The organism is Paenibacillus sp. F411 (assembly GCF_017582705.1).
Lineage (GTDB): Bacteria > Bacillota > Bacilli > Paenibacillales > Paenibacillaceae > Paenibacillus_AQ > Paenibacillus_AQ algicola.
Genome location: NZ_JAGFIP010000014.1, coordinates 79,253 through 94,629, shown reverse-complemented (window position 1 = coordinate 94,629; position 15,377 = coordinate 79,253). Strand labels below are relative to the sequence as shown.

Here is a 15,377-nt window from a genome sequence, read left to right as displayed (position 1 = left end):
TTTGTTAAGGGGGTGAGGGAAATGTGAATATAATGCTGGGATTAAGATTTGCAAGCGATAACTGAATGGAAAGGAAGTAGAGAGAGCAACTAACCGTGTAAAGACGATAATCCCATTGAAGGAGGTATTGATATCAATATGCGGAGGAAATGGTTCGCACTGCTACTAGCTGTATTCACGGTCACAGGGGTGCTGAGCTCCCAAGGCACTGCATCTATGAAGGGCTATGATAAAGGATTGCAGCTGCAACGTTTCAAAACTGTACAGCCGACCTTACACTATCCTCGGGGCATCGAAGTATCTCCGCGATACAGGGTCATGGTCAAGCCGGCAGGGGATAAAACTCCTTGGAACAAGGCAGCGAACGGGACGGCAGCCTACAAGGCCTGGCCCGATTACGTCGACCCGGAAACCATTCCTGCTGCTTATAAAGACAACAGTGTCCACTTGTCTCAGATCGATACGAAAACCAGGGTCAGCATCAGGGTGGAATTGATCGACGGCGGTACGATCGAGACGCTGAAGGTCAATCCAAGCCGGTACAGCGAGGTGCAAGCCACACTGACAAGCGGCAAGGACTGGCTGGAATTTGAAGTTAACCCCTCCGATTTGACAAAGCACATACTGGTGGAGATCAATGCCCCGGAGACAGGGCCATACAGTGAAGGGCTTATGTTGTTCGTCAACCCGCTGTCCCAAATCCCCAGCGGAAATGTGCTGATACTGCCGCCAGGTGTGATCGGGAGTAGGCACCCCGCGATGAATGAGCTTAACGCAATTGTCATTGATGAGAACAGCCCGTATGACGCATTGTACATTCCGCACAACACCATCGTGGATGGCAGGATCGAGGTAAGGAAAGAAGGCTTTACGATTGCCGGTCGCGGGATGGTGGTCGGCTCCAGATGGGCATGGCCCAAGTCGAAGCCGGATTGGGCGCAAAACTATCCTAGTGATATTTCTCCCGACGGCAGTGTGATTAAAGGCATTATTGACATGAACGGCGGACAAGCGGAAGGAATTACAACGATCCATCCGTATCACTTTAATTATGAAGGTGCAGATAGCTACTCCAATCTTAAAGCGTTCGGATGGAGATTTTCTAGCGATGGCTTCCATGGCGATATTGTTCGTGGCAGCTTCGCGCGCGTCAATGATGACGCCAATTATTTTAACCATGGCTTAATTGAGCGCAATTCCTATTGGGGGATGCAGAACGGCGCTTTGTTCCAGCTTGGCTGGGGGCAGGCTGCTGCAGACGGAGGCGGAGGAACTCGGATTTCAGAGATTAACGTTCTCCGAGGAGAATGGATGAGCGATGGCGGGGATCGTCAGAACAATGGACTGTTCTCGGGTGTACTCCGGAATACAACAGGGGATCTCGAAGATATCGTGTTTGACGATATCCGGGTTGACGGAAGTCTCTTTCGTCTGATCGCATTTGATATGGATACACACAGCGGGACGCTAAGAAACTTTACTTTCCGTAATATCTGGATCGAGAAGCCATTTACCTATCCCTCTGGCGTCATCAATATGATCAAAGTAGGAGGAGGCATTGAAGACTTCGTGTTCGAAAACCTGACGGTAGGAGGCCAGCATCTGACAAGTCTAGAGCAGCTCAACCCGATGGACACCCCGTTTGGTGACGAAATCGAGTTTAGATAAGGCAGGCAAGCCCACTTCAGTCCAGTAAATAATTACGAATGAGAGGTGTCAAAGTTGAAAATAAGATTCGGGAAAAAGCTTGTTTCAGGGATAATGGTCCTATCGCTGTTCTTCTCTCTGCCCTTCGTATCTGCAGGTGCCAGCCCTCAGGTTCCGGACAAGGCGGAACAGCATGCGGACGAGCACAGCAAACGGAATGAAGAGAGATTCGTAGTTTATCCAAAGCCCGGCGACGCTACCAAGGAGTCAGATACCTTTGCTATTACGGTTGAACAGAACGGGGTAAAGGCAGCCTCTTTCGTTAATCTGTCTGAACCCCCGTTATTTGACAAGAATGATCCGAAGAGCGGCAATGGGAAGGACGGTGCCGAAATCTACCGTGAGTCAGGAACGACACAGCATTGGACAACGTTCTCGCTCAGCGGGACGGCTCAGGTGGAGGTGCGCAGATTGGATTGCGTACCGTTCGAGTCGGTAAGGGTGCTTCCGTCCCGATACGGGATCGAGGCACAGATTGGGGATGACGGCTCTACGGTTACATTTCCCATCAAACCGAAGCAAAAGGTGTTCCTAGAAATCAATGGCCAGTTGATCGACCGTATGTTTGTATTTGCTGATCCGCTGGAGGATCCCAAGCTTGTGCCCAACAGCAAGAGAGGCAATGTGTTCGTGGCGAAAGCCGGTGATCGCCCACTTGATGGACTCAAGAAAAATGACAAAGTGCTGTATTTCGGTCCGGGCGAGTATAACATTGAAGAGTATGGACCCGTCAATACGGGAACGACACAAACCGATAGAACAGGATCGAACAAGGCATGGGTGGTCCCTTCTCATATCGAGCAGATCTATATTGCCGGTGGTGCAATCGTCTATGGCGGATTCTTCATCCAGCATGATGGTGTGACAGTGAATGGCCGAGGAATTCTATCCGGTGAGCCGCTGCTGTATCATCAATTAAATCTTCTGGAATTCCAAGCCGGCAGTAAGGGTGGATATGTTGAAGGCATCACACTTGCCGACGCCGTGCATTATGCCCTGCGGTCATGGGATGCACACTACGACGGCGCCAATTTTAAGGTTCTCGCGAACTGGAGATATAATAACGACGGTATCAATCTTACCGAAGATTCGACAGTCGAAGATGTCTACCTGAGCGGGAACGACGATACCGTAAAGCTGTATTTCGGCGGGGCTACTCTAAAGAATGCGGTGATCGGACAGATGGTCAATGGGGGTGTGTTCCAGTTCGGTTGGGGCTTCCGCGATGTGGCGGACATTCATGTTTCGAATATCGACATCGTATTTGTGGATGGAAGAAACAGTCAGAGTAATCTAGGTATTATTAATTATCGCCCCCGGGCGAGCAATCAAGAAAATCGGGAGTACGTCATTGAAAATATCACCTTCGACAGTATACGTGCTGACGGACCAGCCATCAAGCTGATTGCGCTCGGACTACCCGAGAACCAAGTGTTCCGCAATATTACAATCCGCAACTCGTACATTCACAGCTGGCCGTTTGAACAGTTTAAAAACTTCATCAAAGGATCCACAGATTCTTCAACAAGCGGTCTTGGACGGGTCGAAAATATCGTCCTCGATCATGTTCAAGTAGGTGATACGTATCTAACTAAAGACAACTATTTAAACGTCGGAAATTTTGAGACTCTGCCGCCGTCTTTCGTGCCTGAAGTGAAGTTTATTGCAGAATAAACACAATAGACCAAAATAAAGACATGGCGGTGCTGGGATCACCTCCCTGACTCCACCATGTCTTTGTTTTTTGCTTCAGATCTCACTCAAGTGAGCTGCCTCGTTAACAAGGATCTACTTTTGGGACAGCCTCTGGCTTTAATCCTGTTGCCATGCTGAAAGAAGCCAAGTTAAATATACACTGTTGGATGAATTATTCTAATTTTTATACTCTTGTAGAGGAGGATTGGGGAGAACAAACCAAAATCTTACCCAGCCTTCTTCGCTGTGAACGCCGTACGGTAGTTCTAGTAAGAGAAAAAGAGATTTGCAAATCGCAAGACCTAGGCCGCTTCCCGATCCGGTGCTTTCACTTTTATAAAACCGTTCAAAAACGAACGGGAGATCTGTAGTGGGAATGGAGCCTTGATTGGAAACCTCGACGGTAATACCGGCAGCTGTGTCCCTTACTTTGACCCAAACGTCGCTTCCATGACGACCGTGCTTTATTGCATTAACAATCAAATTGGACATGATAGTGTGAAGCTTTTCGTCGTCACTGTAAACAATTTCGTTATGATTGTATTCCGAGATGATACGAATTCCTCTTTGTTCCGCCAACGAACGGTTGGCATCCACGACATCATTGAACAGCGTGGGTATATGTATCGCACGAAATCTGACTTTATCCAATCTGCTATTGTATTTAGAGAATTTGAGCATATCATCGACCATATGCTGGAGTCTATGCGTATTCTTGCTAATCTGACGACAATACCCGGTTAGTTCTTCATGTCCGCGCAAATCTTCCTCCATTAATTGGTTAAAAGCAGATATTGCGCTGATGGGCGTATTCAATTCATGAGATACGGCTGCATAAAAATCCTTCTCTGCCCGTTCCCGCTTCTGAAGTTCTTCGGCCATCGCTTCTACCGAGCGTCCCAAATCGCCTAATTCATCATTTCTCTTCCATGTTAATCGAATGCCGAATTGACCCGCGGCAATGCGACTTGCAGAGATCTGGAGCTCTTTAATCGGTTTGACAAGTGTCTTGGAAAGTACAAAAGCGATTAATGTTGCTAGCAACAAAGCTGTTACCCCAATTCCGATTAATTGTCCTGAAAGCATGTCATGAATTTGCTGGGAAAAGGACAACGGCAAAATTCCGATTACATATCCGTCATTGTTAAGGGGTTGTCCTGCAATGACCGCTTTAACCGAACTTGGATTATCCGCTTTGGGAACGGTAACGATGAAAGCTTCACGTTGGGCGATCTCACTTGCTCCCTTCGACAAGGCCGTCTCTAACATGATTTTCACCCTAAAGTTTCTCATAGCGGTCGAGCGCTCTAATATCATGTTCGGTCCGTAAACAGCAAGAATGCCATTCTGTTCGCTTTCAAAGGCAAGGATGTCCGAAGATACATCGGATTTCCGGTCAATCCGTTCTGACAGCCGATTGATTTCCTTATATAAATATTTCTCTGTACTAACACGATAATTATAATCCAGTTGAAGCACTTGAACGACAAAGAATAGAAGCATAATACTTGCTATAAGCAAAGCCATCGTTCCCCATAGCTTCAAAAACAGCCGATTGTGCGTTCCTTTATTTGGCGTACTCAAAAGCGTAGCCAACCCCCCATACTGTCCGAATCATCATGCTTTCCTCGCCAAGTGATTTTCTTATATTCTTGATATGTGAATCGACGGTTCGATCCGTAATTGTCAGATCATCTTTCCAGACTCGATCGAGTAAAGACGTTCGATTGAATACAATATTGGGATGGCTGGCAAGTAAAAATAACAAATCAAACTCCTTACGCGTCAAGTTAATCAGTGTACCACGTACTAGAACTTGCCGCGTCAACACGTTAATGGTGAGCTCTCCATAAGATAGAATAGGTTGTTCGGTTGTCGTGCCCGCATTCATATGGGATCGTCTCAGCAAAGCTTCGATCCGGAAGTGTAGTTCCTTGAGAGAAAACGGTTTGGTTACATAATCGTCCGTACCCGAAAGATAGCCTTGCTCCTTATCCCATTCCTGCCCTCTGGCAGATAAAATGATGATTGGAAGATTGGAGTGATCACGTATCTTCTTAAGCACCTCGAAGCCGCTCATACCGGGTAACATGATATCTACAATAGCGAGAGAAATGGAACTGTGTTTATGGAGCAGCAGTAAGGCCTCTTCTCCTTTAGTAGCACCGTAAACTGAATATTTATTTCTTTGCAGAAAAATGGTTAGCGCTTCAAGAATTGAGGAATCGTCTTCAACGAGGAGAATTTCTAGATTATCAGTCATCTTAACAGCTCCTGCAATAAATTCTATAGTTATTATTTCATTGTAGTCATCAATTGTCCAACAGAGAGAAATCATTAAATTCTCCATTATTTCATCACATTTTGGAGATATACTTACGATCGAATTCAATGTATGTCTCCGTATAGGTATTTGAGAAAGGAATGAAGAAAAATGATATCAATCAAACAAAAAAGAACGAAAAGAATCCTGATCGGATTCATGTCGGCAGTTATGATGGCGAGTTCTGTTGCATGCAGTGATGAAGTCAGCCAAGCCCCATTAACATCTATCCTGAACAAAGATATGGAAAAAGCACCGACGATGCTGCACAACGAAACCTTCTTCGTTGGAGGTGCTTACAATGGCACGCAGTACACGGGGCAATCCATGATTCACCGACTTTCATTAGGAGAGCCAACAACGCCTATTGTGATGCTTCCCGGATTGGGATTATCGGCGTATATCTACACTTCGACACCGGATGGAAGAGCGGGGTGGACCAGCGATTTCGCTGCTGGAGGATATGATACCTATGCCGTAGATACGCATAATCTTGCGGTATCCGGGTTGGATGCTGCCGCTTTCGGTACCGAAAATCAGCCAGCACTTTCAGTTTGGGGCGAGTCAAAAATATGGAAAACATGGGGATTTGGCAGTAAACCGAATGAGCCGTATGCAGATACACAATATCCAGTTGAGTATATTGAACAGTTGTACGCTTCGTTCTCGCCGCAAATCTCGGAGGGCAAAAGCTCAGGTGTTGAAGGAACGGGGACGCAAAGCTCTGTAAAAGGCGGAGGTGCCAGCGAGCAGCAGCCGGCAAATGGAAAGAAAGAGGCAGTTACTGGCGGACAGGCAGCGGAAGGACCAGCTAAGGGAGGCCAACGACCGGTCGGAACGGCTCAAGGAGAAACGACGGAACAAGGAGGACAAAGCTCCAGAAATGCTGACCCTGTCGAGGTTCAGAATATGATTGCTCTGCTCGAACGTACAGGACCGGCCGTGCTCATGGTGCATTCCATGGGTGGTGTTACAGGCTTCGAAGTGGTAAGGCAGCGTCCAGAGCTAGTAAAGGCTCTAATCGTCATCGAGCCGGTGGGATCACCGACCGATCAGGCGGATCTGAAGCAGCACTTTGTGGACGTTCCTTATCTAGCCGTATACGGCGATTATATTGAAAGCAGGGGACAGACCGGTCGATATGAGTCTTGCATGGAGACCGCAAAAGTGTTAAATGAGCTTGGCGGATATGGGGAAGTGATGACTTTGACTGAACTCGGATACAAAGGGAATACGCATCTTATGATGCAAGATATGAACAAGTCGGACATTGCAAAGCTTATAATGGAATGGATTCAGTCACATGTGAAAGTATAGAACAACTGGGCCGCCCTGATGTCGTTTATCGACAACAGGACGGCCTTCTTAATTAGTACATATATCGTTTACAGGAAGAGAAAATCCCCACCCCACCCCATCCCACAAAGTAAGAATATCCATAAAACTAGATGTTTATCTCCATGTTGTGATCTCTCCAAGAGGCGTAAACTTTACATTGTGATGAAGAAGGGGAGGGATCATGAGTGAAGTCAAACACATTATTTAAGGAGCACATGCTGCAGTATAAGTTCAGCTATATGATAGGGACAGCGTTATTGTCCATATCCTGCCTTCTTCAATTGTATATTCCTCAGGTGCTTGAGACATTTACAGACCAATTGCAGGGAATGTCCATCACTGCAGAGGAAATCATCTCATTAGCTTGGTTGATCGCAGGGATCGGCATTCTATTGGCTGTATTTCGAGCTACAGCCCGGATTGCTCTGCTGCGGCTAGCCCGATTAATCGAAAAGAATGTGAGACAGAGGCTGTTTGTGAAATGGGAAGGCTTGTCCAACGAATACTTTTCCAGGCAGCGTATCGGGGACTTGATGTCCCATGCCGTGAATGACATTAACATTTTGCGGGAAGTAGGCATGATGGGCGTATTCGCATTGGTTGAGGCGGCTGTATTGATCGTTATAGCTATTGCGGCCATGGCGAGCACGGTTCATGCCGGACTTACCGCCCTGGTTATGCTGCCATTGCCGGTACTGGCGTATATGGCTTATCGTTTCCGTACACAAATTGAGGTGAGAACGACCCGTGTGCAGGAGGCTATTGGCCAGCTTACCAGCCGGGTACAGGAGTTCTGTGCAGGCATTCGAGTCGTCAAGGCTTATGTGCAGGAAGAGCAGGAGCTTGACAAGTTTAAACAGGACAATGAACTCAATGTTGCAACCAATCAGAAGCTTATAGAGTCGAACTCCTTCTTTACCGCTTTAAGCCAAGCCATTGTGGGTTTTAGCTATTTACTGTCTGTTGTATTCGGAGGGCTGCTGGTCATGCGGTCCAGTATCACCCTGGGTGAGTTTGTTGCCTTTAACACCTATCTAACGATGCTGATTCCTCCGGTGGAGAATTTGGGGCGCGTGATCAATGTGTTTCAGAGAGGAAGAGCAGCAGATATCCGGCTGCGCAGCATATTGAATACCCCGGCGGCGGTTGTTGATGCTGAGGAGGTGCAGCGAGTCCCTGATCTTAAGGGGCACATTGAGTTTAAGGGACTGAGCTTTCGTTATCCTGACCAGTCCAGAGAGGTGCTGGAGGATATTCAGCTCACGGTGCCGGCGGGCAGCAGCCTGGCGATTGTCGGGAAGGTAGGCAGCGGAAAAACGACGCTCGTCCACTTGCTGCTGCGGCTCTACAATCCGCCAGAAGGAACGCTTTTTATGGATGGTATAGATATAAGGAGCATTCCTTTGAAGCAGCTGCGGCAGTCGATCGGATTCGTGCCTCAGGAGCATATGCTGTTCTCCACAACGATCGGTGAGAATATTGCCTTTGACCCCAAGGAGTATACCTTCAAACAGATTACGGAAGCGGCCAAAATAGCTCAGGTGCATGATAACATCATTGAATTTCCCAGACAATTTGATACCTCGCTCGGTGAAAGAGGCGTGTCTTTATCAGGAGGACAGCGTCAGAGAGTGAGCATAGCCCGAGCACTCATCAAAGAGCCGTCCATCCTTATATTTGATGATAGCTTATCCGCGGTCGATGCAGAAACAGAAGAGAGAATTTTAGCAGAGCTCAAGAGAATGATGAAGAACAGGACGACCATCATTACAAGTCATCGGCTGTCTGCCATTCGACATGCAGATCAGATTGTTGTCATGGATCAGGGACGGATTGTTGAAAAAGGGACGCATCGTGAGCTGATGAAACAAGGCGGCATGTATGCTTCGATTTATCATATGCAGACTATGAACCGCGTAATGGAGGGATAGCATGGACATTCATGAGGAAGCTCAGCTGAAGAAAGTGAAGGATTCATTGTTATGGAGAAAAATGATGCGGTTTGCTATCCCCTATCGGAAGCGGATTGCGGGTTCTTTTGTGCTTGCCATGCTGATTGCTGCATTGACCGTAGCCCAGCCGCTGCTTGTAAAAAATGCAATTGATGAGCGCATCCACGGTATTTTCAAACCGATGATTGCTACAGATTCCTCCATTGCGCCAGCAGACCTTGCCCCTGTTGTAACCGGAGATGCAATACCTTATGAAGATCGTATGTATTATCGGGTTGATGCAAAGGACCTGACTGAATCGGTAGGGGGAGAGAGCGTTCAGCGCGCTCAAATTGTTGCCTATCAAGATCAATATTATGTATTAAACGGTTGGGTGGAGAGAACAGACGAGCTCACGTTTATTCCCGCCGCAAGCGGGATGGAAATCACGGCACCCGAAGGGCGTACTCAGCTTGTGGAGCCTATGACGGACAGCCAGGTTCGCGCGTTCCGGGTTCAGGACGTTAGCGGTTTTATTACGATCGGTGTGCTCTTTCTGATCAGTGTCGTATTGGCAGGGGTGTTTACATACTGGCAATCCATATTGCTTCAAACGACGGGGCAACACATCATTCGTGATCTGCGTGTTGTCATGTTTGAGCATTTGGCGAAGCTGCAGACCTCGTTCTATGATCGAAATCCTGTAGGCCGGCTCGTAACCCGGGTAGCTTATGACGTCGAAGCCGTGAATCAATTGTTCTCACAGGTTATTGTCAATCTGGCCAAGGAGCTGCTGTTGTTGATCGGGATCGCTGCGATTATGCTTCATCTCGACGTTTCACTGGCACTCGTTTCGTTTGCGATGATTCCACTGCTGATTGTTATTACGATTTATTTCAAAAAGGTGATTCGGGAATCGCAGCGGCTCTCCCGCATCATGCTCTCCAAACTGAACTCGTTCCTGGCTGAAAGCTTGAGCGGCATGAGTATCGTCCAAATATTTACTCGGGAGAAGAAGCAGCTGGAGCAGTTTGTTGGTCTCAACGATGCGCATTACCAAGCAGGCATGAAAGCAACGGTAAATAACTCTCTTTTTAATCCGCTGATTGGACTCTTCGGCAATCTGGCCCTGGCTCTCATCGTATGGTACGGGGGTGGCTCTGTGTTGGCGGCTACCGTTACGTTTGGGGTCGTGTACGCTTTTACAACATATGTTCGCCAATTCTTCCAGCCGTTAATGGCGCTCTCAGACCGCTACACCCAAATCCAGATGGCATTGACATCAGCAGAGCGTATCTTTGAGCTTCTGGAAGAACAGCCGGCTATCATGAATTCGCCGCACGCAAAGGAGGTTACCAAGCCGCTTCAGGGCAGCATAGCCTTCGACAAGGTGTGGTTCACCTATGAGGCTGACGATTGGGTGCTAAAGAATATCAGCTTTGAGGTCAAGCCGGGAGAAACGGTGGCCTTTGTAGGCTCAACCGGGGCAGGGAAGAGCTCGATCATTCAGCTGATTAATCGTTTCTATGATATACAGAAGGGAAGCATTTGCTTGGACGGGAAGCCTTTAGACAGCTATGCATTAACGGGGCTCAGACAATCGGTGGGAGTTATTCAGCAGGATCCGTTCGTGTTTACAGGCAACGTATATGAGAATATACGGCTCAACCGCACGGATATTTCCGATGAAGAAATTACATTGGCCGCGAAGGCGCTGCACATGGATAGCTTCATTCAGCAGCTGCCGCAGCAATACGAAACCATGCTGGGGGAGCGGGGGATCAAGCTTTCGTCTGGACAACAGCAGCTATTGTCCTTTCTCCGGGTGTACGTAAACAATCCGGACATCCTGATTCTCGATGAAGCTACGGCTCACGTGGATACAGAAACCGAGCAAACGCTGCAGGCCGGGCTGCTTGAAATGTCCAAAGGCAAAACGACATTGATTGTAGCGCATCGTCTATCCACGATCCGTCATGCGGATAAGATTATTGTGCTTCATAAGGGTGAAATTAAAGAGGTGGGTACGCATCATGCTTTACTCCAGCAAAAGGGAGTGTATCGTAAATTATATGATCTGCAGAACAAAGAACACAGCTTGGATGCCATGCCCCATGTACAGTAGCAGAGTTAGTGCTTGGGCGTTGTCTCATAGTTTTTGGCGTAGGTGGAAGGAGAGAGGCCTTCGGTCTTCTTGAACAGGCGGCTGAAATATAGCTCGTCCTCGTACCCTACGCTGCGCGCAATGGCCTTCAGTCTGTAATCCGATAAAATCAACAGCTCCTTCGCGCGGTCCATACGCAGATGCGTTAAATAGTGAATCGGGCTGTAATTCGTATATTTTTTGAATAAACGAGAGTAGTGGCTAATGCTCAGACTAGCCATCGTAGACAGCTGATCTAAGGTAATGTTTTCGTTGTAGTGATTGACCATATAATTGATCGTTTTTTCTATAGCCATCGTGGTATCCCCGGTGACCAGTTGAGTTCTTAAATCCGTCAGTATTTGCATAAGCAGCTCAAGGAACAGAATGCGCCGATGCATCAGGGTAAACTCACCTCGACGCTTCATATTTTGCACTAATTGTTCCATCGTGTTCACCAAGGAAAGAGGCGTCAGGATCGTATACGCCCCGCTCAGCGGAAAGGGCGAGGGTGTACTGTGATCTGAATTGCCGGGGTCATTCGAGGCACAAGCTAGGGCATACTCAAATCGGACGAAATAAAACTCAATGGCTGGCTCAGACATGCGCTCAACGACCATGCCGGGCGACACGACGAACAGCCTGCCAGGCTCCGCCGTATATGAGTTTCCGTCCAGCATGAAGGTTCCGCTGCCTCTGGTGACCATCCATATGCTATGAAAGCGATGTTTGTACGCTTTGCTGTGCCAGCATGGTCCGTGCTTGGCTAAGCCGGCAATGAGAACGTTAAAGTTCATTTGATTCAGCTGCTTCATGATTTCCCATGGTTTACTCAAGCTGGTTTCCCCCCTAGTCTCCATACGATTTATACAAGACCCACGCTACAGTTATTCATTATAATAGCTTCGGCTTGGTATTTTAACCTATTTATCTCAGCATGCAGCAATGTCATAAACCTTACATGCATACAGGAGGCCGTATGAGTCAATATATTTTGAAGCTGAATGAGAACCGAGTGCGAAGAAATTACCGCGGAGGCTATGGGCTTGACGTATTCAAGGGAAAAGAGGCTTGTGCCGACGGGGAGACTCCGGAGGATTGGATCTGCTCTACGGTGACAGCCAAGAATCCGGGTCTTGCGCCACGGGAAAACGAGGGCTTATCCCAGGTGCTTGTGGATGGGGAGCTCATCACGGTAAAAGAGCTGTTTGAACGAGAGAAGGAGTTTTATTTAGGATCGGCGGCGGAAATGCCGTTTCTGTGCAAGCTGCTTGATTCCCAGATGAGACTGCATACACAGGCTCATCCTACGAAGGAGTTCTCGCGTGCCTTCCTGAATTCAAATCACGGCAAGCTGGAATGCTATTATATTCTGGATGTCCGGGATGATGTCGAGCCCTATATCCGGCTGGGGTTTCAGCATTCGCCTGCGCGGATGGAGTGGAAGCGGATCATCGAGACGCAGGATTTAAAAGCGATGGATGACTGCTTTGAGCGGATACCGGTTCAGCCCGGACAAATCTGGTACATTCCGGGCGGCGTTCCGCACGCGATAGGCGAGGGAATTACGATGATTGAAATTATGGAGCCTTCGGATTGGGTCGTGCGGTGTGAATTTGAGCGCGAAGGGCTGGTTGTACCGCCGGAAGCCCGGTTTATGGGAAGGGATCTGGAGTTTTGCCTGGATGTGTTTGATTATACAGAATATACTCCGCAGGAGGTGCAGGACAAGTTCAAGCTAACCCCGAAGCCGCGCGGTCAGGTGGAGAACCTGGTCGATACAGATATAACCCGGGATTTCAGAGTGGATCGGCTGAAGGTACAGGGTGAAACCACATTGGCCACGGAGAACAGGCTGATGGTGGGAATTGTTGTGACCTCTGAAGCCGAGATTTGTGCGGGGGGAAGCTGGTTCAAGGTGAGCAAAGGGGAGAGCTTTGTTGTGGCCGCCAAGGCTACCGAGATTCATTTCCGGGGAGATCACGCGGAGATCATCTTGATCAGCTAGGAAATCACGGAGAATGAGCCGAGTGAATTCAGGAGGGGGTGCCTGAGTTTGCTCGGCTTTTTTATCATGAATCCCCTTCTGTATTCTGCCTTACGGTCTGGAGTCCGTCCATTGTGGTAAGATAGGTGAAAAAAACAAGGCTGCAGGCCCGGCATGATTCCGGCGGCGGTCATTGTGACAAAGCCGCGGAGGATGAGCGATGAACAAAATACCCCCTTGGATATGGAAGGCGCTTGGAGCAGCAGCCATTGTTGGCGGCTTGCTATGGTTTCATCAGAATGTGCTGGATCTCAGCCCGAGTACGATTCAGGCCTGGATGCTCTCGCTCGGCTGGGCGGCGCCGGTCATTTATATCGCGCTATACACACTGCGGCCGCTGATTCTGTTCCCGGCCTCCCTATTGTCTGTGGCTGGCGGATTGGCCTTCGGGCCGCTGTGGGGAACGGTGTATACGATCGCAGGTGCTGTCATGGGAGCGGCGGTCGCTTTTATGGCTGCACGAATGCTGGGAAAACGACTTGTGAAGAAGGAATGGAAGGGCCAATGGAGCAAGGTGCAGCAGCAGCTGGAGGAGCGCGGATTTGTCTACGTTGTGGTGCTGCGGCTCATTCCGTTATTTCCCTTTGACCTGATCAGCTATGCGGCGGGAGCCTCGAAGGTCAGGCTGCTGCCGTTTGTGCTCGGCACGCTGGTCGGGATAATACCGGGAACCTTTGCCTACAATTTTCTCGGCGCGAGCCTGGCAGAGGGCAGGACCGGGCTCATTCTGGCCGCTGCGGCCGTGCTTCTGATTGCAATTGCGTTACCGCTGCTCATTAAACGAAAGATGAATACGGCAAAGGACAAGAGAGAAAATCCCAAGGAAGCATAAGTGCTGAGTGCGGACCACTCCAGGCTTGACCTGATCCTGATCTGCGGGTCTTGCCGTTTCATCCATGCCGCAAACCCGCTATAATGGGAGAGGATGCATGACATCACATGATATTGGGAAACTGCGGGATTCACGTTGTCCTGGTATAAATAGAGAGGTTTTGAAGATGAAGAATCATTTCTGGCTGGAATTGCCGCGGCCATTCTTCGTGCTGGCACCGATGGAGGATGTAACGGATGTCGTGTTCCGGCACGTTGTAAGTGCTGCGGCAAGACCGGATGTGTTTTTTACGGAGTTTGCGAATACAGAGAGCTACTGTCATCCGGAAGGGAACCAAAGCGTGCGCGGCCGCTTGACGTTTACAGAGGATGAGCAGCCTATGGTCGCTCATATTTGGGGAGACAAGCCGGAGTATTTTCGCCGGATGAGCATGGGGATGGCGGAGGAAGGCTTCCGAGGCGTTGACATTAATATGGGCTGCCCCGTACCGAATGTGGCGGAGCACGGCAAGGGCAGCGGCCTCATCTGCCGGCCGGATCTGGCCGGAGACATCGTCCAGGCTGCCAAGGCAGGGGGCTTGCCCGTTAGCGTGAAGACTAGACTTGGCTTTCATGCTGTAGAGGAATGGCGGAGCTGGCTGACTCATATTTTGAAGCAGGATATTGCCAACCTCTCCATCCATTTGCGGACCAGAGACGAGATGAGCAAGGTGCCGGCACACTGGGAGCTGATTCCGGAGATCAAGCAGCTTCGGGATGAGATCGCGCCGGATACGCTGCTTACGATCAATGGAGATATTGCGGATCGTAAGGCCGGATTGAAGCTGGCCGAGCAGTATGGTGTGGATGGCATTATGATCGGGCGGGGGATTTTTCACAATCCGTTTGCCTTCGAGAAGGAGCCTAGAGAGCACAGCAGTGAGGAGCTATTGAATTTGCTGCGGCTGCACCTCGATCTTCACGACCAGTACTCCGCGCTGGAGCATCGCTCGTTCCGGCCGCTGGCCCGCTTCTTCAAGATCTATGTCCGCGGCTTCCGCGGCGCAGGCGATCTACGGAATCAATTAATGAACGCCAAATCCACAAGTGAGGTCCGTTCCCTACTGGAGACTTTCGGGGATGTGGAGCACAGCAGAACGGAATAGACATAAGAAATGGCAGCATGAATTAAGCACAGAGCCGGATAAGACAGGAGGCTGCTCCTGTTATTGTCCGGCTTTTTGCGTATGCCATGGATTTACGGCGCTGCAAATGTATTGGAGCAAAAAGGAGTATAAAAACAAAAATCGGGGCATTTCTTTGGCAACGGGAATCAGGAATACTAAAAGAGCTAGAGGGTGGAAGAAATTATCATCGATCAGG

At 49.0% G+C, this 15,377-nt stretch carries 11 protein-coding genes; 8 read left to right on the top strand and 3 right to left on the bottom strand.

Features of this window, described 5'->3' with window-relative positions; genetic code table 11:
* The first annotated feature begins 138 nt into the window (after positions 1–138).
* Positions 139–1,668, top strand: coding sequence for a glycoside hydrolase family protein (locus JJQ72_RS14760; RefSeq protein ID WP_208204141.1), 1,530 nt, complete (start codon positions 139–141; stop codon positions 1,666–1,668).
* Between the two features lie 54 nt (positions 1,669–1,722).
* Positions 1,723–3,381 (top strand): hypothetical protein, encoded by a 1,659-nt coding sequence (locus JJQ72_RS14755; protein WP_208204140.1) that lies wholly within the window; start codon positions 1,723–1,725, stop codon positions 3,379–3,381.
* A 198-nt stretch (positions 3,382–3,579) separates the two neighbouring features.
* Here the strand turns inward: JJQ72_RS14755 and JJQ72_RS14750 are convergent, their stop codons facing one another.
* Together JJQ72_RS14750 and JJQ72_RS14745 are read right to left on the bottom strand one after the other, a co-directional pair.
* Positions 3,580–4,986 (bottom strand): sensor histidine kinase, encoded by a 1,407-nt coding sequence (locus JJQ72_RS14750; RefSeq protein ID WP_175415186.1) that lies wholly within the window; start codon positions 4,984–4,986, stop codon positions 3,580–3,582.
* On the bottom strand, positions 4,970–5,794 hold the full coding sequence (locus JJQ72_RS14745; protein ID WP_138224666.1) for a response regulator transcription factor: 825 nt from the start codon (positions 5,792–5,794) through the stop codon (positions 4,970–4,972). Before JJQ72_RS14745 ends, JJQ72_RS14750 begins: the two co-directional genes overlap by 17 nt.
* A gap of 42 nt (positions 5,795–5,836) precedes the next feature.
* Between JJQ72_RS14745 and JJQ72_RS14740 the strand changes: the two genes are divergently transcribed.
* The 3 genes from JJQ72_RS14740 to JJQ72_RS14730 all read left to right on the top strand — a co-directional run bounded on the left by JJQ72_RS14740 (position 5,837) and on the right by JJQ72_RS14730 (position 11,119).
* Positions 5,837–7,042, top strand: coding sequence for an alpha/beta hydrolase family protein (locus JJQ72_RS14740; RefSeq protein WP_138224667.1), 1,206 nt, complete (start codon positions 5,837–5,839; stop codon positions 7,040–7,042).
* A gap of 206 nt (positions 7,043–7,248) precedes the next feature.
* Positions 7,249–8,994 carry an ABC transporter ATP-binding protein gene (locus JJQ72_RS14735; protein WP_208204139.1) on the top strand — a complete coding sequence of 582 codons (1,746 nt, stop codon included), beginning with the start codon at positions 7,249–7,251 and terminating at the stop codon, positions 8,992–8,994.
* Between the two features lies 1 nt (position 8,995).
* Positions 8,996–11,119, top strand: coding sequence for an ABC transporter ATP-binding protein (locus tag JJQ72_RS14730; protein ID WP_208204138.1), 2,124 nt, complete (start codon positions 8,996–8,998; stop codon positions 11,117–11,119).
* 5 nt (positions 11,120–11,124) lie between these two features.
* On the opposite strand, the gene JJQ72_RS14725 is transcribed toward JJQ72_RS14730, so the two are convergent.
* Complete coding sequence (locus tag JJQ72_RS14725; RefSeq protein ID WP_138224670.1) at positions 11,125–11,973, bottom strand: AraC family transcriptional regulator; 849 nt, start codon at positions 11,971–11,973, stop codon at positions 11,125–11,127.
* Positions 11,974–12,116: 143 nt separating this feature from the next.
* On the opposite strand from JJQ72_RS14725, the gene JJQ72_RS14720 reads away from it, so the two are divergent.
* The 3 genes from JJQ72_RS14720 to JJQ72_RS14710 all read left to right on the top strand — a co-directional run bounded on the left by JJQ72_RS14720 (position 12,117) and on the right by JJQ72_RS14710 (position 15,160).
* Positions 12,117–13,145 carry a class I mannose-6-phosphate isomerase gene (locus JJQ72_RS14720; protein WP_208204137.1) on the top strand — a complete coding sequence of 343 codons (1,029 nt, stop codon included), beginning with the start codon at positions 12,117–12,119 and terminating at the stop codon, positions 13,143–13,145.
* Between the two features lie 199 nt (positions 13,146–13,344).
* A complete protein-coding gene (locus JJQ72_RS14715; protein WP_138224672.1) occupies positions 13,345–14,016 on the top strand; it encodes a TVP38/TMEM64 family protein in 672 nt (223 codons plus the stop codon).
* Between the two features lie 166 nt (positions 14,017–14,182).
* The gene (locus JJQ72_RS14710) at positions 14,183–15,160 is read left to right on the top strand and encodes a tRNA dihydrouridine synthase (RefSeq protein WP_208204136.1); all 978 of its coding nucleotides are present in this window, start codon (positions 14,183–14,185) and stop codon (positions 15,158–15,160) included.
* The last annotated feature ends 217 nt before the right edge of the window (positions 15,161–15,377 follow it).